This window comes from Allomuricauda sp. XS_ASV26 (assembly GCF_041224615.1).
Classification (GTDB): Bacteria; Bacteroidota; Bacteroidia; order Flavobacteriales; family Flavobacteriaceae; genus Flagellimonas; species Flagellimonas alginolytica.
The window spans coordinates 954,381-975,261 of sequence record NZ_JBGFGK010000033.1 but is presented as its reverse complement, the minus strand read 5'-3'; the positions used below and the strand labels follow the sequence as shown (position 1 = coordinate 975,261).

At 42.3% G+C, this 20,881-nt stretch carries 18 protein-coding genes; 10 read left to right on the top strand and 8 right to left on the bottom strand.

What is annotated here, in order from left to right; all coding sequences use genetic code 11:
- Positions 1–3 precede the first annotated feature (3 nt).
- Positions 4–138 carry a hypothetical protein gene (locus AB9K32_RS16410; RefSeq protein ID WP_369885841.1) on the top strand — a complete coding sequence of 45 codons (135 nt, stop codon included), beginning with the start codon at positions 4–6 and terminating at the stop codon, positions 136–138.
- Positions 139–174: 36 nt separating this feature from the next.
- Here the strand turns inward: AB9K32_RS16410 and AB9K32_RS16405 are convergent, their stop codons facing one another.
- From AB9K32_RS16405 to AB9K32_RS16395, 3 genes are read right to left on the bottom strand one after another with little or no spacing between them, the layout of a single operon-like run.
- The gene (locus tag AB9K32_RS16405; RefSeq protein ID WP_369885839.1) at positions 175–1,017 is read right to left on the bottom strand and encodes a glucosaminidase domain-containing protein; all 843 of its coding nucleotides are present in this window, start codon (positions 1,015–1,017) and stop codon (positions 175–177) included.
- Positions 1,014–1,919, bottom strand: coding sequence for a 1-aminocyclopropane-1-carboxylate deaminase/D-cysteine desulfhydrase (locus tag AB9K32_RS16400; protein WP_369885837.1), 906 nt, complete (start codon positions 1,917–1,919; stop codon positions 1,014–1,016). The genes AB9K32_RS16405 and AB9K32_RS16400 overlap by 4 nt, the downstream gene beginning before the upstream one ends.
- Positions 1,920–1,928: 9 nt before the next feature.
- Positions 1,929–2,258 carry a hypothetical protein gene (locus AB9K32_RS16395; RefSeq protein WP_224836420.1) on the bottom strand — a complete coding sequence of 110 codons (330 nt, stop codon included), beginning with the start codon at positions 2,256–2,258 and terminating at the stop codon, positions 1,929–1,931.
- Positions 2,259–2,431: 173 nt separating this feature from the next.
- On the opposite strand from AB9K32_RS16395, the gene AB9K32_RS16390 reads away from it, so the two are divergent.
- The 3 genes from AB9K32_RS16390 (at position 2,432) to AB9K32_RS16380 (ending at position 5,078) form a co-directional block, all read left to right on the top strand.
- Positions 2,432–2,590, top strand: coding sequence for a DUF5522 domain-containing protein (locus AB9K32_RS16390; protein ID WP_224836419.1), 159 nt, complete (start codon positions 2,432–2,434; stop codon positions 2,588–2,590).
- A 64-nt stretch (positions 2,591–2,654) separates the two neighbouring features.
- Positions 2,655–3,224, top strand: coding sequence for a DUF4136 domain-containing protein (locus tag AB9K32_RS16385; RefSeq protein ID WP_369885834.1), 570 nt, complete (start codon positions 2,655–2,657; stop codon positions 3,222–3,224).
- Positions 3,225–3,326: 102 nt separating this feature from the next.
- Complete coding sequence (locus AB9K32_RS16380; protein ID WP_369885832.1) at positions 3,327–5,078, top strand: aromatic amino acid hydroxylase; 1,752 nt, start codon at positions 3,327–3,329, stop codon at positions 5,076–5,078.
- On the opposite strand, the gene AB9K32_RS16375 is transcribed toward AB9K32_RS16380, so the two are convergent.
- The 5 genes from AB9K32_RS16375 to alaS are packed head-to-tail and all read right to left on the bottom strand — an operon-like array spanning position 5,075 to position 11,897.
- On the bottom strand, positions 5,075–6,757 hold the full coding sequence (locus AB9K32_RS16375; RefSeq protein WP_369885831.1) for a M1 family aminopeptidase: 1,683 nt from the start codon (positions 6,755–6,757) through the stop codon (positions 5,075–5,077). The genes AB9K32_RS16380 and AB9K32_RS16375 overlap by 4 nt on opposite strands.
- A 56-nt stretch (positions 6,758–6,813) precedes the next feature.
- On the bottom strand, positions 6,814–7,428 hold the full coding sequence (locus AB9K32_RS16370; protein ID WP_338196747.1) for a DUF4230 domain-containing protein: 615 nt from the start codon (positions 7,426–7,428) through the stop codon (positions 6,814–6,816).
- The gene (locus AB9K32_RS16365; protein ID WP_369885829.1) at positions 7,429–8,388 is read right to left on the bottom strand and encodes a GSCFA domain-containing protein; all 960 of its coding nucleotides are present in this window, start codon (positions 8,386–8,388) and stop codon (positions 7,429–7,431) included.
- Positions 8,388–9,251 (bottom strand): tetratricopeptide repeat protein, encoded by an 864-nt coding sequence (locus tag AB9K32_RS16360; RefSeq protein WP_224836413.1) that lies wholly within the window; start codon positions 9,249–9,251, stop codon positions 8,388–8,390. Before AB9K32_RS16360 ends, AB9K32_RS16365 begins: the two co-directional genes overlap by 1 nt.
- A 33-nt stretch (positions 9,252–9,284) precedes the next feature.
- Positions 9,285–11,897, bottom strand: a complete 2,613-nt coding sequence (gene alaS, locus AB9K32_RS16355; RefSeq protein WP_369885826.1) for an alanine--tRNA ligase — start codon at positions 11,895–11,897, stop codon at positions 9,285–9,287.
- A gap of 104 nt (positions 11,898–12,001) precedes the next feature.
- Between alaS and AB9K32_RS16350 the strand changes: the two genes are divergently transcribed.
- The 6 genes from AB9K32_RS16350 to AB9K32_RS16325 all read left to right on the top strand — a co-directional run bounded on the left by AB9K32_RS16350 (position 12,002) and on the right by AB9K32_RS16325 (position 20,879).
- A complete protein-coding gene (locus AB9K32_RS16350) occupies positions 12,002–12,979 on the top strand; it encodes a M23 family metallopeptidase (RefSeq protein ID WP_224836411.1) in 978 nt (325 codons plus the stop codon).
- Positions 12,979–13,308: a MerR family transcriptional regulator gene (locus tag AB9K32_RS16345; protein WP_224836410.1), complete on the top strand. Its 330-nt coding sequence runs from the start codon at positions 12,979–12,981 to the stop codon at positions 13,306–13,308. The genes AB9K32_RS16350 and AB9K32_RS16345 overlap by 1 nt, the downstream gene beginning before the upstream one ends.
- Positions 13,309–13,327: 19 nt before the next feature.
- Positions 13,328–13,927 carry a LemA family protein gene (locus tag AB9K32_RS16340; protein ID WP_252080623.1) on the top strand — a complete coding sequence of 200 codons (600 nt, stop codon included), beginning with the start codon at positions 13,328–13,330 and terminating at the stop codon, positions 13,925–13,927.
- A 3-nt stretch (positions 13,928–13,930) separates the two neighbouring features.
- The gene (locus AB9K32_RS16335) at positions 13,931–14,368 is read left to right on the top strand and encodes a TPM domain-containing protein (RefSeq protein ID WP_224836408.1); all 438 of its coding nucleotides are present in this window, start codon (positions 13,931–13,933) and stop codon (positions 14,366–14,368) included.
- Positions 14,349–15,140, top strand: coding sequence for a YgcG family protein (locus AB9K32_RS16330; RefSeq protein ID WP_369885824.1), 792 nt, complete (start codon positions 14,349–14,351; stop codon positions 15,138–15,140). Before AB9K32_RS16335 ends, AB9K32_RS16330 begins: the two co-directional genes overlap by 20 nt.
- A gap of 180 nt (positions 15,141–15,320) precedes the next feature.
- Entirely contained in the window at positions 15,321–20,879 is a 5,559-nt protein-coding gene (locus AB9K32_RS16325) for an alpha-2-macroglobulin (RefSeq protein WP_369885822.1), read from the top strand.
- Positions 20,880–20,881 lie beyond the last annotated feature (2 nt).

The window sequence follows — 20,881 nt, the reverse complement described above, 5'->3', positions numbered from 1 at the left end:
GTCATGCTGAATTTATTTCAGCATCCCATTGTTGTCAGTCAAAAAAACAATGAGAACCTGAAACGAGTTCAGGTTGACGCAGGTGCTGCAAAGGTAATGAGGATCGTTCGTTCTTGGAAACGGAATTCATCAGGATAAGAGAGATTCTTCGTTCTGCCCTGAATGATATAAAAACTACTGCGCCCTTCGAATATTGAGTATTTGACCTATGGAAATAATATTGCCGTTCAGGTTATTGAGACGGCGCAGTTCCTCGACCGAAATATCGTAACGTTTGGAAATTCCGTAAAGTGTATCCCCTTTCTTCACTTCGTGGGTAAACACTTCATATTGTTTGGTATCCCTAACCGTGGACAACCCATTTTCAACGACCTCTTCATCGTACTTATGCAAATCGTACCTTTCTATAAGTGCAATCAACTTTTGGGGATACTTGCGGTCGGTGGCATATCCGGCCTGCCGCAAACCATGAGCCCATTTTTTATAATCGTCCCGTTTATAATTGAACAAAAACGCATAGCGTGAACGTGTGGACAGGAAAATACTATGATCGCGGAAGGAGTACATGGGATGGTTGTATTTTCTAAAACACTCGCCCTTGGCATCATCGTCGTGAAAATCGAACTCGCCCTGCCAGCCGGCATGGCACTTTATCCCAAAATGATTATTGGTTTTTAGGGTCAGCTCCCCACGACCGGAGCCACTTTCCAAAATGCCCTGTGCCAAGGTAATACTGGCGGGTATACCATACGCATGCATTTCGTACTGGGCAATCTCGGCAAAAGTCTCAATATAATCCTGGGTATCCGAAATGGGAAAACGCTCAAAACGCCCGGTGTCTTCCGGCATGGGATATAGCCCGGTTTCATCCGTGTTCTCCTTTGGGGAACTCGTGGGAGTTCTGTCGGAATTACTAATGGTCGGAGCCCCCTTACGGTGGGTACTACGTTTCTTTTTTGCACCACAGCTAGAAAGCAAAAGCGCCACTATCAATACATAACCTATTCGCCTGATCATACGTCCAATAACGGTAAATTCTTCTTTTTCAATACAAGGTTCATGCCTTTTATGCCCTGCAGCCCCCCTGTATGGATTGCCAAGATTTGGGTTCCTGGTGTAAAAAAATCCTGTTTTATAAGGTCAAAAATACCAAAAAGCATCTTACCTGTGTATATGGGATCCAGTGGGATGCCTGTTTTTTGTTTAAAAAGATTGATGAACTCGACCAGTTCGGCATTTAATTTGGCGTACCCTCCAAAATGATAATCCATAATAAGGCGCCATTGACCGCTATGTGAATATTTTTGAATTTCGTGGGTTAAAAAATCACCCATCAAGGCCGGGAATCCCAAGACGGTCTGATGCGCTCTAGATGCATTGATAAGCCCTGCCATGGTACCGCCTGTACCCACCGCACTACAGATGTAATCGAATTGAGCATCGGATTCCGTTAAAATTTCGGCACAGCCTTTTACTGCCAAAGTGTTGGTTCCACCTTCGGGCAACAGATAAAAATCACCAAATTTTTCTTTTAACTTTTCAACAAAGGCCTGAGTTTCTTTAGTCCGATAATCGCTGCGCGACACAAAATGGAACTGCATACCTTGTTCATGCGCAAGTTTTAAAGTCGGATTGCTCTGCCATTTGTCCGCCAGCTCTTCGCCACGTATCACCCCTATTGTTGGTATGCCTTGTTCAAACCCTGCAAAGGCAGTGGCAGCTATATGGTTGGAAAAGGCCCCACCAAAGGTGAGCAAGGTACTTTTGCCCTGGTTTTTGGCCTCGATCAAGTTATATTTAAGTTTACGGTACTTGTTCCCAGATATAAAGGGATGGATCGTATCTTCTCTTTTCAGGCAAAGGCGAATACCCTTTTCTCTCAAAAGGGGCAAATCAATATACTGATCGGGTATGTTCAATCTAAAAAATTAACGGGTCAGGTACTGCAAAAACCCAAAGGTTTTCCGCTTGGAAAGATACTGCATATCCTTTTCATTGGTATAGGCTTCCCGTTCAAAACTTATATTCTGGTAGGCACGGTAACTGTCCAAATACAATACCGTACGCAACAACCATTCGGAAACATAAAGAATATAAAAAGGTAATATGAGCAGTTCCCTTTGTTGTTTTAAATGGATGCGCTCGTGGTTGATGAGCACCTCATCCGCTTTTAAGGAATCTTCCTTTAAAATAATGAATGGCCAAAGCGAAAGGCCAACATAATTTTTATAAAAGAAATGTTTAAAAACGAGTATCAAATGGTTACTGTCAATTGGTTACCAACAAATATAACTGCAAAAAGCGCTCAAAATTGGACAGTTACGATAATTCCATCAACAATTTCGGTGAACAACATTGTTTTCAAAATCCTAAATCCTTGGCAGTTTTGGTGCGAAAGCCTTATTTTTAGGTAGTAAAAGCTGGGCTACGGATGAAAGAACGCATTCCACTGGAAGAAGGGGATTATTATTTATCGGAACATGGGTATCGGGTTTTTACCGAGCAATATCACCTAAAACGTGGATACTGTTGCGAAAGTGGTTGCCGACATTGCCCGTTTGGCTACGACCCTAAAATCAACGCTCAATAATTTAATTTTCGGCATAATATTTGTGGTCTTTTTAGGGATATCTCAAACAATTAAAAAAAGTACTATGAAAAGTTTAACACGTTTGGCACTTGCCGTCTTCTGCATCGGGTTTTTAGCTTCTTGTTCCTCTGTTCGGGTCGTTTCTGATTATGATCAGAAAGCTGACTTCAACAATTACAAGAGTTACGCCTTTTATAAAACCGGAATAGATAAAGCCCAAATTTCCGATTTGGACAAAAAAAGAATCCTGCGCGCCATTGAGGCCGAAATGGGGTCAAGAGGTTTTGTTAAATCGGATAAGCCCGATATGCTGATCAGTATATTCACCAAAGAACGCGAACGTGTAGATGTGTACAACAACAACTTTGGCTGGGGCCCGGGTTGGGGCTGGGGTCCTGCATGGGCCTGGGGCCCGGGTTGGGGCTGGGGAGGCAACAATGTAAGCACAAGCACCGAGGGCTCTCTATATATTGATGTGATCGATGCCAATAAAAAAGAACTGGTATGGCAAGGTCGTGGAATAGGCACCTTGAACAATACCAACAATATTGAAAAGAAAGAACAGCGTATCCGTGAATTTGTTTCTCAAATTCTCGAGAAATACCCCCCACAAATGGCCGTGGCCACCAACTAAAATTTAGACCGCCCTTTAGGGCGGTTTTTTATTGCGCTTAACGATTCTTAAGAAAATATCCTATATCGATTTCGTATATTTAGGTCGCATAAAAATTGACCTATGAACTACGAATCCAATCCAATTCTGGACAAACTCCCAAAACACCTGAAACAATTCATAAAGCCCCAAAATTATGAAGAGTACACGGCTATAGACCAGGCTGTTTGGCGTTATGTTATGCGCAAGAATGTAGATTATTTGAGCAAAGTGGCTCATAAATCCTATGTAGATGGCCTAAAAAAGACCGGAATTTCCATTGACCACATTCCCAATATGTATGGCATGAACCGAATCTTGAAAGAAATTGGTTGGGCAGCCGTTGCTGTGGACGGATTTATCCCTCCTTCGGCCTTTATGGAGTTCCAGGCTTATAACGTACTCGTAATCGCATCGGACATTCGACAACTTGAAAACATCGAATACACCCCTGCCCCGGATATTATTCACGAAGGTGCCGGACATGCCCCTATTATCGCCAATCCAGAATATGCGGAATACTTGCGTAGATTCGGGGAAATTGGCTGCAAGGCGATTTCCAGTGCCAAAGACTACGAACTCTATAATGCGGTTCGCCATCTTTCAATAATAAAAGAGGCACATGGAACTCCTCAAAGTGAGATAGAAGAAGCGGAAGAACACATTGAACATCTACAAAAAAATATGGGCGAGCCCAGTGAAATGGCGCTTATCCGAAACCTGCACTGGTGGACAGTGGAATATGGCCTCATCGGAACTGTGGACAACCCAAAAATATATGGAGCGGGACTACTTTCCTCTATTGGCGAAAGTGCTTGGTGCATGACGGACAAGGTGAAAAAAATTCCCTACTCCATCGAAGCGGCACATACCGAATTCGACATTACCAAACCTCAACCCCAGCTTTTTGTAACACCCGATTTTGCCTTTTTGAGCCAGGTACTGGAAGACTTTGCCAACACCATGGCCGTGCGGACGGGAGGTCTGGCAGGGATCAAAAAATTGATAGCATCCAAAGCACTCGGCACTATTGAACTGAGCACTGGTCTGCAAATCTCGGGAGAGTTCAGCAATGTGATCGAAAATAACGCGAAACCGATCTACATACAGACCAACAGCGGAACTGCACTGGCCTATCGAGAAAAAGAACTTGTTGGGCACAGTATAGCCCACCATACCGAAGGTTTTGGTTCACCGATCGGTAAATTGAAAGGCATCAATATCGCGATCGAAGATATGGGGCCAAGAGACCTTAAGGCCTACAAAATATATGAAGGTGAACAGATAACCCTCGAATTTGAAGGTGGAATTAAAGTAACGGGGACCATTATTACCGGAACCCGTAATCTAATGGGCAAAATCATATTGATAACATTTGAAAACTGTACGGTTACGCATGGCGACAATGTGTTGTTCCAACCCGACTGGGGTTTGTACCACATGGCTGTTGGCCAAAATATTGTTTCGGCCTACAACGGCCCTGCCGACCTGAACAGCTTTAATTTAATGAGCCATCAAATCACAGAAAGTACCATCAAACCCAAGAAAAGCGAAAAAAGATTACAACTGGAGTTATTTTATAAACAAGTGAGGGAGTTTAGGGAAGGAACAAATACCACAATTTCCCGAAACAAGGTATTAAAAGCCTTAAAAAAGGACCATCCAAAGGACTGGTTACTGCCGGTAGAATTGTATGAACTTGCCAAGCAGGACAATAATCGGGCTTTTCAGAAAGAGATTATGGAACACTTGGAGCACATTAAGCAGGATAATCCAAAAGTAGGCCATTTGATCGATGATGGCCTACAGCTTTTGGATACAGCATTGGTAAGCTAAAATCCAAGCTTTTCGATATTTTCTGAAGCGGGCTTCAATTGGGGTACCGCTGCTTTTGTTACCGGGTAATACGATATATTGAACTCCTCACCGTTTCTTCGGAGGCCCAGCTCAACTTTATGATCAATATTGCCTTGCCATATGCTTCGGGAAAATACCTCATCACCTTCTCGGACACCTGCTTCCCAAGCCTTGCTTCCGTCTGTTACGCTTGCAATTTCCTTTCGGTCATCGGTAAATTTAAATCCCAACTCGTAAATATCACTTTCCGCACTGTATTCCAATGCCAGTGCATCAAACAGTGCTACCAAATCCACTTTTTGCCCTTCTTCAATATACTTTTGGAAAACCGATTCAAAATCACCATCCCAAAACCCATCCATCACTTGAATGAAATAATCATGGGTCAGTTTTTGGTCCTTAGTGGTGGCATCTGCATAGATCTGATGCATTACATGGTCCAAACTTTGGCTGCCATCACCTATTTGTTGAATTTTCTGATCAAGGTAAAAGGCAAAAATCGCCCCTCGCCAATACGGAAGTTTGGAATACTCATAATCGGACCAAAAGTTATCGTAGTTGATTTCAGCATTGGGTACCTCGCTTATCGATGATGCGTATAGATCTCTAATAGTACGGTTGATTTCTTGAACAAAAAAAGCACCGTCCAGCCCATTGATCTTGTTTTTCGCAATATTCTTATAAGTATAATATTCGGTAAACCCCTCACTGAACCAATATTGTTCTTCCTCGTTATCGTTGGTTATGGTATGCCCGATCCAATTGTGCATTAACTCGTGGTTGAAAAGATACACCATTTGACCAATATCGGTCTGATGGTTGTTGGAAACCGATGTTGCAAAGGAATTGGTTAGACCAGTACCTTGAAAACTACTGCCGTTTTCTTGCGGAAAGGGTTGCAGGGTAACTGTAAAATAGTCTTGGGAATGATCGTTCCAAAAGTTTCGCTGACAGGTCAAGGTCTTTTCCAAAACCAGAAAAACGTCTTCATCCGCAAAAGGAATCCAATCGCCTCGGGTGGCCAAGCTGACCCTGTTCCCTTGTATTTGCCGCTCATAAATTCTAAAATCACCTCCAACAAAAATGGCGCTATTGAACAAATCCATATCCTGGTTTTGTAATAGTTGCATTTTCTTATTACTCCCAAAACTGTTGTGAACAACATAATCTTTCCCAAAAGATGTCCAATCCAAGACAATATCCATGCTATGCTTTGCATTTTCCGGTACCATGAACAAATTATGGGAAAACACATGGAAATAATCTGAATTGATAATAGGTCGGTATATTTCCCGAGTTGAAATTTCTCCTTCAAAATCCTGTTTAAGAAAATATTCAAACTCCAATTTTTTCACCCCTTTCGGATGCATTAATACAATCCGACCACTATCCACATCTTTTTCCACCACGCCTTCTACATTTAAAAGTTCCATACGGCCAAGTGTTTTAAACAGGTCTTCTTCGCCCCATGCTTCGTTGGGAAAAGAAAGCAATGTAGTGCCGTCCGAACTGGCCTCTAAGGTCATTTTTATTTTAAGTTGCGGAATACTATCTACCAACACAGCAGAAATTTCGTAGCTGATATCGGATTCTGGTTTTTGCTGACAGGAAACAAAAATTATGGCTAAAAGGGCGGTTAGCAGTACTCTTTTAAACATGGTTTTGATTGATTGATGTATCTATAAAGACGCAAAAATGGTCGAAATGTGACACCTCAATCCAAAATATTTTTCAATTGTACGGTATTTTCCACCGGGGTGTTTTTATATACCAACGTCCATCCCATGGAATCGGTCAGCACCAAAATGCGTGAAAGTTCGCTCAACAATCGGTTCTCTGCGTTCGATCGTAAGGATGAGGCTTCTATTTTCTTCATCAAGGACTGTTTCACATTTTGTTTAATGGCATTATAATCCCCTGCATTAAATGGATTCAAGTAATCTGCGGTAACATCGTAATATTCAAAATCAGGATTAATGGCAATTTCCGGCTCCGGAATGTACCTTAAGGTCAATACTTTATTTTCCCGATCAACATCGTAATCGATCTTGGACATATCGTATGCCACGGACACATCGGCATTGACCACCACCAAAGCTTTTTTATTTGCCGTTATCAATGGACCGAACAGTTCTTTGGAGTCTTTGTAATTGTACACTTCGGCAAAATGACCTTCGGTGACCACCAATTTGGACACATTGCGCAGTTCTTGCTGGATCAGCATGGAGTTTTCTTCCAGTATGGTCTTTTGGGAACGATCTTCCGTACACGATTTATAAATTAACACGGAGGCCAACGCAATCACCGCCCCTACTAGGATTTTCTTCATTTAACTGAATTTCATGAAAGGATACCTTTCTTGAAGATACGTAATTTTTGTTCGGAGCGATGTTTTAAACTTTTGATAGGCTTCAGAATCCGGGTTGAACGGTCGATGTAGCAACCCTTTTTGTACAGAATCTACCTTATCCATCACGGCATATGAATTTGAAGTAATCCAGACCGATTTAAACTTTTCCCAAATGTAATCCACTGCTAACTGATTGGGATGCACCATATCCGTTCCATAAAATCGATAATCACGAAGCTCGTCCATCATAATTTCATAAGACGGAAAATACCCAGGGCCTCTAGACTGCGTTCGAGATAACAATAACGAATGGACTGCGGCCATCAGATGCGCCTTGCTTCGCTGGTTTTCCACAAAGCCATCTTTTAAATGGCGGACAGGAGAAACTGTGAAAATAATTTGTGCCTTGGGGTTTACCTTTGTTATATTGTCTACAATCGAATCCAGGCAAGATTCAATTGCCTCGATACTCAACAATTTTTTTGCAAACTGTTTTCGGGGCACTTTATGGCAATTGGCCACTATTTTGTTGGAATCCAAATATTCATAGACCCAAGCCGTTCCCATAGTAATGATGATATGGGATGACACCCCCAACCAAGTCTCGGTTTCCTTTAACCTTTGGTTCAGTATTTGTAACAACGCTTCGGGATTATCGGAACGCAAATCGGAATGCGCGTCGAAACAACGCCAAATCCCATCCTGCTCAAAAATCTCTTCTAGCTTGTAATCCCTTCCGTTTAGGGCTCTTTCAATTAAATTCTCAATGGCCAAAGGATGGAACAATATCCCAAAAGGATTCTGAAGTTGTTGAAACTGGAAATAGTCCAACTTAGCACCCATATTCTCAACAAAACAAGAACCTAAAAGCACCAATTTATTTTGATAATCTATTGGATTATCACTAGGGCTTAAAGGTATTTTGGTTTGTAGTTCCATTACTTGGTCTCAATTGTTTTTCTGGAGTATGGGCTTAACTTGTGATATACTTGATAAGGGTAAACAACATAATACACTTGATCTTCATTAATGGTATTTTGATTATTTTCCCGGGCTAATGCCATTGTTTTCCGAGCCTCTTCGCTCTTGCCAGATTTATATAATGATATTCCCTTATAATAAAGAGCATCAGCAAAATTAGTATATACCTTTAAGCTTAAATCGAAATACTTGACTGCCTCAATATAATTTCCAAGCTCATATTCAACAACTCCCAAGTAAAACCAATCCATATAGTGACATGCCTCTTCTGGTGGTTCATTCGGAAAATCCTTGAACTGTTGTTCCTTGCTTTTTAAAAGGTATTTTTTAGCATTCTCAAATTGGTTCAATTGTAAATAATCCAATGCCAAGTAGAAATTATAAGTATGATCCATAACATACCCATCACCATATAATTCCTTTACCAACTTAAATTCCGCAATAGATTCTTGGTACTCTTTGGAAAAAAGACACTTCATAAAAGCGCTATAATCCAAATACCTTTTAGGATTGTATAAAACGGCTTTCTCCAGATAAGGTTTACCTAAAGAATACTTGCGTTCTTTATATAAGGGCATTGCTTTTTGTTGCCAGAAATATGCTGAATCAGGTTTAACGATTAAAGCTGAATCCAAATAACTCTGTCTTTCCAACGAATACAAAGGAAGCTTATTTGCTTTTTGCCAATATTCTGAAACTTTAATTGAGTCACTGGCTGACAATACAACCCTTTCGGATTCATAAGATCCAACCTCTTTTGGGTTATTCTGATTTTCTGCACAAGCATGAAACATCAGAAATATACATAAGAATTTTTTCATACATATTATAAGAGAGGTTGTTTGTTAAACTTGTCAGGACAAATATTCCTTCACTTTATCCAAGGCTTCGGGAATCCCTGCCGGGTTTTTACCCCCCGCAGTGGCAAAAAACGGCTGACCACCTCCGCCGCCTTGGATGTATTTGCCCAATTCACGGACAATGGCTCCGGCATTCAAATCTTTATCTTTCACCAAATCTTTGGAAATGTAGCAAGATAATATGGCTTTTCCGTCTTTTTCCGAAGCAAGGAACAGAAATAAATCATCTACCTGTCCACCCATTTCAAAAGCAAGGTCCTTGATACCACCTGCATCCAAATCCACTTTTTTGGATAGGAATTTAATCCCATTGATATCTTCCAATTCGGAAATCAGTTCGTTTTTGAGTCCTTTGGCTTTGTCCTTCAATAATTGCTCCACTTGTTTTTTAAGGGCTGCATTCTCTTCTTGCAAACTTGCCACGGATTTTACCGGATCCTGGGTGTTTTTCAGCAAATCCTTGATCTCGAACAACATGCGGTTGTTGTTAAAATAAAATTCCTTTACCGCATCGGAAGTAATAGCTTCGATTCTACGTATTCCTGCCGCCACAGCTCCTTCGGACACAATTTTAAAATGCCATATATCCGCTGTATTGTTTACGTGAGTGCCACCGCAAAGCTCAATGGATTGACCAAAACGGACGGTGCGGACCGTATCACCATATTTTTCACCAAAAAGTGCCATGGCCCCTTGTTCCATAGCTTCTTTCATGGGAACATTTCTGTTTTCTTCCAAAGGAAGGTGCCCATCTATTCGAGCATTTACAAAGTTTTCCACTTCCCTAAGCTCTTCCGTCGTCAATTTTGAAAAATGGGAGAAATCGAATCGTAAATATTTGGAATGGACAGCGGACCCTTTCTGTTCCACATGGCTTCCCAATACCTCGCGCAATGCTTGATGCAGCAAGTGCGTTGCGGTATGGTTAGAAGCTGTTCTCCAACGCTGTTTCTGGTCCACCACAGCTTTGAAGGTTCCCGAGACTTCCTTGGGCAGCGACTTGGCAAAATGAACAATTTCGTTGTTCTCCCGTTTGGTGTCCACAATGTAAGTAACATCGCCATTAGAGGCTTCCAAGTAACCCTTATCCCCTACCTGACCACCACCTTCGGCATAAAACGGGGTAAGATTAAACACCATTTGATATTGATCTCCTTCTTTTTTACTGGTGACCTTCCTATACTTAACCAATTTTACGGTAGCTTCCAAGCTATCATACCCGATAAATTCCTGTTCGGTATCTGTCAATAGAACATTCCAATCGTCCTTGGTAACTTCGGAAGCTGCCCTTGATCGATCCTTTTGGGCCTTTAGGGCCTTTTCGAATCCTTCCACATCCAATTGATAGCCTTTCTCTTCCAAAATAAGGGCGGTCAAATCTATCGGGAAACCAAAAGTATCGTAAAGCTCAAAGGCCTTATCGCCAGCAATAGTTTTGTTTTTTGATGATTTTATCACGGAATCCAACAATACCAATCCTTGCTCCAAAGTGCTCAAAAAAGAGCTCTCCTCTTCTTTTATCACATTCTCTATCAATTGATATTGCTCCTTCAACTCTGGGAAAGCCTTTCCCATTTGCTCGCTCAACACCTTTACCAAACGGTATATAAAAGGTTTATTGGTATCCAAAAAAGTGAATCCATAGCGTATGGCGCGGCGTAGAATCCTTCGGATTACATAACCGGCGCCAGTGTTGCTGGGCAACTGCCCATCGGCAATGGAAAAAGCAACTGCCCTAACATGGTCGCAGATTACCCGGATGGCAATATCCGTCTGCTCGTCCTTACCGTATTTTTTTCCTGTGATGATTTCCACCTCTCTTATAAGCGGGGTAAAAACATCGGTATCGTAGTTGGATTGTTTTCCTTGGAGCACCATACAAAGGCGCTCAAAGCCCATTCCTGTATCAATATGGTTTTCTGGAAGTGGTTCCAAGCTTCCATTGGCCTTACGGTTGAACTGCATAAATACCAAGTTCCAGATTTCCACAACTTGTGGGTGATCTTGGTTTACCAATGAAGCGCCATCGACTTTATCCCTGTCCTTTTTGGTTCGGATATCTACGTGGATTTCGGAACAGGGTCCACATGGCCCCTGATCGCCCATTTCCCAAAAGTTGTCCTTTTTGTTCCCCTTTATAATTCGGTTTTCGGGCACTATCGCTTTCCATAGATCATAAGCCTCTTGATCCAAGGGCAAACCATCATCCTCACTACCTTCAAAAATAGAAACGTACAAGCGATCCTTATCAATTTTATATACCTCTGTGAGCAGTTCCCAAGCCCAGGCAATGGCCTCTTTTTTAAAATAATCCCCTACGCTCCAATTCCCCAACATCTCGAACATGGTGTGGTGGTAGGTATCTTTCCCTACCTCTTCCAAATCGTTATGCTTTCCGCTCACACGCAAGCATTTTTGAGTATCGGTCAAACGTTTGTGCTTTGGCACGGAGTTGCCCAAAAAGTATTCCTTGAATTGGTTCATTCCCGCATTGGTGAACATTAAAGTAGGGTCGTCCTTCATTACCATGGGCGCGGATGGAACAATCTTGTGGCTCTTTTCTTTAAAAAAGTTTAAAAACTGTTTTCTAACTTCTTGGGATGTCATTGAATTCCTAGGGTTTTCTTAAATTTAACACTTTAAGCAAAACAATTTTTATATTTGTTTGTTCTGTTTAAAATGAGTGAGCAAAAATAGGATAAAATCCATTCATGTCTAAAGTAAAGTACTATTACGATCCGGACACGCTTTCGTACCGAAAGATAGAGCCCAAAAAATCCAAGCGCTACAGGAATGTTTTCTTGTTTCTGCTGGGTTCTGCCTTGTTCGGTTTTCTTGGTCTCATCATTCTTTTGAATACGCGTTGGGTGAATACCCCAAAGGAACTTTCCTTGGAACGCGAAGTACGCAACTATGAGCTCCAATTTGAGATCCTTGGTCGCAAGATGGACCAAATGGAACAGGTCTTGGCCAATATCGAGGATAGGGACAACAATATTTACCGATTATATTTTGAAGCCAATCCCATACCCGAAGAACAGCGTAGGGCCGGTTTTGGTGGAATCAATCGATATAAGGACCTTGAAGGTTTCAATAATTCAGAGATCATCATCGATGCCACAAAACGATTGGACATTATTCAAAAGGAAATGGTTATCCAATCCAAATCTTTGGATGAAATTGCCAAGTTAGCGGAAGAAAAAGAAAAACTTTTGGCCTCTATTCCGGCAATTCAACCTGTGAGCAACGAAGACCTTACCCGAATGGCCTCTGGGTTCGGTTGGCGTTCCGACCCATTTACCAAAGCTAGAAAAATGCATTGGGGCATGGATTTTACGGCACCACGGGGCACACCGATCTATGCGACCGGAGATGGCAAAGTGGTTCGGGCGGATAATAGGTCTTCCGGTTATGGAAAACACGTAAGAATAGACCATGGGTATGGTTACATTTCCTTGTACGGGCACATGAGCAAGTACAATGTTACCGTAGGCCAAAAAGTAAAAAGAGGCGACCTCATTGGCTTTGTAGGCAGTACGGGACGTTCCCAAGCACCCCACGTCCACTACGAAGTGTTCAAGGACGGGGAACGCATTAACCCGATCAACTTCTACTACGGAAGTTTATCTGCTGAAGAATTTGAGAACATGCTCAGGTTGGCGAACCAAGAGAACCAATCACTGGATTAATGCACATAGACCTGCCAGAAAAACGATACTATGGCATTGGCGAAGTAGCCAAGGCCTTTGGGGTGAACACATCCCTGATTCGTTTTTGGGAGAAAGAATTCGATGTACTTCAGCCCAAAAAGAATGCCAAGGGCAATCGAAAATTCACGCCGCAGGATATTCAGAACCTTCAATTGATCTATCATTTGGTCAAAGAACGCGGGTTTACCCTCGAAGGAGCCAAAATCCATCTGAAAGAAGAAAAGCAAAAAGTACTGTCCAACTTCGAGGTAATTCAAAAATTACAAAAAGTTAGGGCCGAACTACTCAAGATAAAAGATCAACTTTAAACACTAATTCCATAGCAAAATGAAAAAATGGTTAATCCCCTTGATTATTGTCTTAGTCATTGTCTTTGGACTATACCAATGGGCAGTAGGTTTCAACAACACGGCCGTACAATACGAAGCAGATGCAAAAACAGCTTGGGCCAATGTGGAGAGCTCCTACCAACGTAGAAACGATTTGATCGGGAATTTGGTAAAGACCGTTCAGGGTGCCGCCGATTTTGAAAGAGGCACTTTGACCGATGTAATCGAAGCACGAGCCAAAGCAACATCCACCAACATAGATGCCAACAATATTACACCGGAACAGTTAGCGGAATTCCAACAAGCCCAAACAGGGCTTTCCTCTGCACTATCGAGATTGCTCGTTACCGTGGAGCGTTACCCCGAATTAAAGGCCAATCAGAACTTTTTGGAGCTTCAATCGCAACTGGAAGGCACCGAAAACCGAATCAATGTTGCCCGGGATAGATTTAACGAGAAGGTGAACATTTATGATGTCCATATCTCAAAATTCCCCGGCAAATTACTTGCCGGTTGGTTTGGCTTTGAGGAAATGCCAAGATATTCCGCAGATCCAGGTTCAGAAAATGCTCCGGATGTAAACTTCGAATTCAATTAAACCATGTCGCAGGTAGAAGAGTTTTTGACCGCAGAGGAAGAAAGTGAAATTATAAATGCCATTGTCGAGGCAGAAAAGAACACTTCGGGAGAAATACGGGTACATATTGAAGCATCCACCAAAATAGACCACTTTAGCAGGGCGCAGCAACTATTCCATTTCCTAAAAATGGACAACACCAAAGAAGGCAATGGGGTTCTGCTTTACGTTGCAGTGGACGACAAAAAATTTGTTATTTACGGAGGAGAAGGTATCGACCGGGCAGTTCCAAAAGGTTTTTGGGAGACCACCAAGGATATTATTGCCTCCCAGTTTAAGAACGGAAATTTTAAACAAGGTATCGTCGAAGGTGTTCTTATGGCTGGCAAGGAACTCGAAGCCCATTTTCCATGGAAACAAAATGATGAGAACGAACTGAACAATGCGATATCCAAAGGCTAGTTTTTTCCTCTTTTTTTTATCTATCTCCCTTGCTTGGGGGCAATTCAACATACCCGAAAAACCACAAAAAGAAACCAGTGTTTACGACTATGTGAATTTATTGTCCAATTCGCAAAGCACTGCTTTGGAACATAAACTAATTCGATATTCCGATAGCACCTCTACCCAGATTGTTGTTGCCATTATAAGTTCCACAGAAGGTGAGAACATTAATTATTTAGGAGCACAATGGGGACAAAAATGGGGTATTGGACAGGCCGATAAGGATAATGGCATATTGGTGTTACTTGCGAGAAACGATCGTAGGATTGCCATTAATACAGGTTATGGCGTGGAGGGAAGTTTAACCGATCTAATGTCGAAACGCATCATAGAGTCCGTAATTATCCCTGAATTTAAAAAAGGTGATTATTATGGTGGACTGGACAAAGGCTCCGATGCCATTTTTAAAGTGCTCACCGGAGAATTTTCCGAGGACAGAACTTTTGGCAATAGAAGACCGTTTCCTTTTGAAATCCTGTTTCCCTTTATCATTTTTATAGTGATCCTTATTATTTTATGGAGTCGTAAAAACAAAGGGGGAGGCAACGGCAGAGGCGGCCGACGCGGTAGCGGGCTCGATATTTGGGACATGATCATTCTCAGTAATATGGGTCGTAGCTCAGGTTCCTCAGGTGGCTTTGGCAGCGGAGGAGGCTTTGGCGGAGGCGGTTTCAGTGGTGGCTTCGGAGGGGGTGGCTTTGGCGGAGGCGGTGCCTCTGGGGGGTGGTAGGTTTATGAGTATACCTAAAAGCAAAAAGACCCCGTACTTTTTCTCCAAAATTTGCAATAGACATTGTGTTTATCCATTTCATAAACCCAAACTGCCCATACATCAATTTCTATCTCACCCATGGGCAATTTTAATTATCTTGCCGTTAGATATTTTTCATCACTAAACACTATTCAGCACATGTCCCGGTCATTTAAAACACTTGTGGCTGCACTATTTGTCCTAGCCGCTGCCTGTAAAAAACAGAACAGCACCGAAACCGACAATCTTTTTAAGTTCAAGGATTACATCAGCTACCATACCAATGGGAACCAAAGCATTTCCAAACCAATCACCATTGTATTGGCACAACAATTGGATCAGTTTGAATTGACCCAAGAGTTACCATCGGACTATTTGAAAATTTCACCTAAAGTGGATGGAAAGCTAGTGATTGAAAATGGTAGGGAACTTCTATTCCAACCTTCGGAATATTTAAAACCAAACACAGAATACACCCTTAATTTGAAGCTCAACAAGCTTTTTGAGGATATTGATAGTGAATTCAAGACTTATACCTTCAGTTTTAAGACCATCGCACCCAATTTTAGGATCAATTTGGGTGATCTGCAATCCTATAACAAAGATTGGCAATACCTTACCGGTACTTTGGATGCTTCGGATATATTGGACGCATCCAAGATAAACTCGGTACTATCCGTAAAACAGGGAGAAAAAAACATCCCTGTAAAATGGGACAATACCGGTGAAAACGCGCAGTATTTTAGCTTTAAGATAGATAGTATATCCCGAAAAACAGAGGACAGTGAACTCGCTATAAATTGGACCGGTGATGCATACAATATCAACAATAAAGGTTCGGAAACTTACACCATACCGGGTAAAAACAAGTTTGTGATCATTGATGCAAAAACCACATCTGCACCCAATGCCGTACTTACCCTAAATTTTTCGGAGCCGTTGCAACAAGACCAAAACCTCAATGGTCTGGTAACCATTGAAAATGCCGAAAGCCTTAGATATGAAATCAACGGGAATGTACTGAGCGTTTATCCTTCCAATAGGATTTTGGGCGAAGTACGCATAAACGCTTTTCAAGGGATTAAGAGTGAATACGGTTTTACGCTTAAAAACGATTTTTCGGAACTGGTCTCTTTTGAGCAATTAAAGCCAGCGGTCCGTTTAATTTCGAAAGGTACGATCCTACCCAAAGCAAACGCTACTCCCATCTATTTTGAAACCGTAAACCTTTCTGCAGTAGAAGTTCGAGTAATACAGGTGTATCAGGACAATATGCTCCAGTATCTTCAAAATTACGACCTAACGGAAAACTACAGCCCGGATTTTAGACCTGTTGGTCGCCGAGTGGCCTACAAAGTGATTCCCTTAACAAAGAAAGGCAACGAAAACAACAGTTATTGGCAAGCCCACGGATTGGATTTATCCGAATTGATAAACGTGAACCCGGGATCATTGTACCGCGTAGAATTCAGTTTCAAAAAGGAACACACCACTTACGATTGTGGCGAAGCAGCGTCAACCCAAGAATCCGTCAATGATTATACTTTGGAACAAAGTTCGGACGATGAATCACTGGAAGAGCAATATTGGAACAACGAAATATACAATTATCGAAACTACGACTATAATTGGGAAGAACGCGATAACCCGTGTCATTCGGCCTATTACAACTACGATAGGATAGCTGCAACCAATTTATTGGGCAGTAATCTGGGCTTAATTGTTAAAAAAGGCAATAATCGCTCTCATCATTTTGCAGTAACTAATTTGCTCACTACCCAGCCGGTGGCCAATGCAAAAATAAAACTCTACAATTACCAACAACAACTTGTCGGGGAGGTTACAACAGATGCTTCCGGCCTATCTGTTTACGATAGTGATAAAGGTATCGCCTTTGCGGTTGCCGAAAGCAACAATAATTTTGCATACGCCAAGTTATCGGACGGCAATGCACTGTCCCTTAGTAAATTCGACGTGTCCGGCGAGCAACTTCAAAAAGGATTAAAAGGCTTTCTTTATACCGAAAGAGGGGTTCACCGACCAGGTGATGTGATCCATTTAACATTCGCTTTGGATGATAACGCCAACCCATTGCCCCAAGGACACCCAGTGACCCTGGAAGTAACCGATGCTCGGGGAAAACTGGTACAGCGCAACGTTTTAAAAGAAGGAAATACTCCCGTTTCCGATAATCTGTACGCCAAAAAAGAAAAGAATTTTTATTACTTCCCCATCCCAACAGATGCAACGGCACCTACCGGAAATTGGTCAGCCAAAGTAATAGTGGGAGGTGCCCAATTCAATAAAACCTTAAAAGTGGCAACGGTAAAGCCCAACCGTTTAAAAGTGGATTTTACTTTTGATGATGAAGTACTCGAAGTCAACACCAATAATCAAGGTAAGGCCACGGTAAAATGGTTGCACGGCGCTCCGGCCCGCAATCTTAAAATCGACATTAACGCCACTTTGAGTCAAACGGCAACCGCTTTCCCCAAGTATAAAGATTTTATTTTCCAAGACCCCGCTCGCACTTTTAATGAAACCGAGTTACAGTGGGTTTCTTCCAAATTGGATGCGAACGGTGTGCTCAACATCAATAAGGAAATTAATGTAAACGGAAATGCCCCGGGCATGTTGAAAGCTACCTTTACCACCAAGGTTTTTGAAGGAGGAGGAGATTTTTCCATTGATGTGTTTTCTAAAAATCTGGCTCCATTTTCAAACTTTGTGGGCCTCCGTTCGCCTGAAGCAAAACAATACGGTTCATTTTTAACGGATGAGAACAACACCTTTGATGTGGTGACCGTTGATGCCCAAGGTAATCCATCGGGCAACCGAAAATTAAAAGTCCAAATATTTAAAATTGAATGGCGCTGGTGGTGGAACCGAGGGTACGATAATCTTTCGCGCTACGAAAACGCTACCGTTCATCGTCCATTTAAAGAAATGAGCCTAACCACGGGAAGTAACGGAACAGCCAACTTCAACATCAATATTCCCGACGAGGAGGGTGGACGCTACTTGATTCGTGTTATTGACGAGGTCTCCGGCCATGCGACAGGACGTACCGCCTATTTTTACCGAAATTGGTGGCGCAGACCTGCCACAGCCGATACCGAAAGTTCAAAAATCTTGATTTTCTCCACCGATAAGGAAAAATATACCCTTGGGGAAGAAGTAGCTGTAACTTTTCCCTCCGACACTGGAAGCCGAGCCTTACTAAGTGTTGAAAACGGTACCGAGGTACTCTCCCAACAATGGATAGAAACCTCAGCCAAAGAGACTAGAGCTACCATTCCAATTACGGCCGAAATGGCACCCAATGCCTACATCAACATATCACTTTTACAACCACACAGCAAAGCTAAAAACGATCTTCCCATACGATTGTTCGGGGTTGTTCCTGTTATGGTAGAAAATCCGGCCACCTTGTTGAAACCACAAATCGATATGCCCGAGGTACTGGCACCTGAAAAACCCTATAAGATCACAATTTCCGAAGCCAACCAAAAACCTATGACCTATACCTTGGCCGTAGTGGACGAAGGACTATTGGATTTGACCCGTTTTGCTACACCAGATATCCATAGCTCCTTCTATTCAAGGCAAGCCTTAGGTGTAAAAACCTTTGATATTTTTGATGATGTCATGGGAGCGTACTCTGTTAGCGCAGATAATATATACGCCATTGGTGGGGGCGGTATTGGAGCAGGAGCCAAAAATCGTAAAGCACAACGTTTTAAACCTGTCGTCACCTATTTGGGTCCATTTTCCTTAAAGGCAGGGGAAAAAGTGTCGCACACCATCGATATGCCGAACTACGTGGGTTCTGTTCGTACCATGGTGGTTGCAGGAAACCCGAACAGCGCTTATGGCAATGCCGAAAAAACAGCACCCGTTCGTAAACCTTTAATGGTTTTGACCTCTATTCCTCGAAAATTATCACCTGGTGAAACCGTGACCATTCCTGTTACGGTTTTTGCCATGGAATCCAAAGTTAAAAACGTAAAGATCAGTATCGATGCAGGAAAAGCGTTGGAACCTATCAACGGTACTTCAAAAAACATCACTTTTGATGCCGTTGGGGAGCAAATCGTGAATTTCGACTTTAAGGTCAACCCGGCAACATCGTTCCAGACGATAAAAGTGACCGCTTCGGGGGCTGGCGAACGTGCCAGTAACGAAACCGAAATTGACGTGGAGAACCCCAATCCAGTGACCACAAAGAGTGAACTCTACACCTTGGACGCCAATGGCTCACAGATCATTTCAATGGAGACTTTTGGGACATCGGGCACAAATGAGGCCTTCATCGAATTCTCCACGCTCCCTCCCATGGATTTCTCCAAGCGTATGGATTATTTGTTACGATACCCACATGGCTGTATAGAACAGACTACTTCGGCAGCATTCCCACAATTATTTTTGGGCGATGTGTTGGACATCACTTTTGACAAAAGGAAGGCTATCGAAAAAAACATAAAAGCCGCTATAACACGCCTAGGCGATTTTCAAATCCCGAATGGAGGATTGAGTTATTGGCCCGGTTACGGGAATGCCGATGATTGGGGAACTTCCTATGCAGGCCATTTTATGTTGGAATCCAAAAAACAGGGCTACCAGCTCCCATTGACTTTCTTGAGCAATTGGTTACGTTATCAAAAAAACGCCGCTCGCCAATGGAGCAATCAGGCCACATATTATAACGATGATGTTTCGCAAGCCTATCGTTTGTACACATTGGCATTGGCGCAACAACCAGAACTGGCCGCAATGAATCGCTTGCGTGAAACCGTAAATCTTAGCAACGAGGCCAAATGGAGATTGGCAGCAGCCTATGCGCTGGTTGGCAAAAAAGAGGTAGCCCAAGCTCTAGCACAAAAGGCAAACATCAACTTTAAACCCAATAATTACAATTACAGAACCTATGGTTCAGTTTTCAGAAACCGAGCAATGGCATTGGAAACCATGGTAATTTTAAACGACTCCCAACAACGGGAATTAGCTGTTTCCTTGGCCAAAAATTTATCATCACAGCAATGGTACAGTACTCAAGAAACAGCATTTGCCCTATTGGCCATGTCCAAAATGGTGGCTAAAAACGGTGGGAAGTCCCTTGACCTTACTTTTACCAATAACGGAAAAAGTATAGCGGTAAAAACAGATAGGGCCATAGCGCAAAGGGAACTCTCCGTAACCAAGTTCAAAGAAGAAATTGAAATAAAGAACAACCAAGGCAATACTATTTATGCCACACTGACCCAATCAGGAAAATTGCCCGTGGGTGAAGAATTGGCGCAACAACAGAACCTAAGGTTAAGCGTAAACTATGTAGATCCCCTTGGTAATTCCATCAATGTGGATGAACTTAGGCAAGGAACCGAATTCCAAGCACAGGTCAGTATTTTCAATAGTTCGGATGATTATATCGACAACATTGCACTCACCCATATTGTGCCCAGTGGTTGGGAGATTGTGGATACTTCATTTGCAGGGGAAGGCAATGCAAACACTTCCGCAGCGGATTATGTGGATACCAGAGATGATAGAACCCACTTATATTTTGACTTGGGCGCCAAAAAATCCAAAACCTTTATCATCAAATTGAATGCCTCTTTCTTGGGTGAATATTATTTGCCAGGTGCCCAAGCAGAAGCGATGTACGATAACAACTATCAAGCCCGAAACAAAGGAAAATGGGTAAAAATAGTTCGGTAATG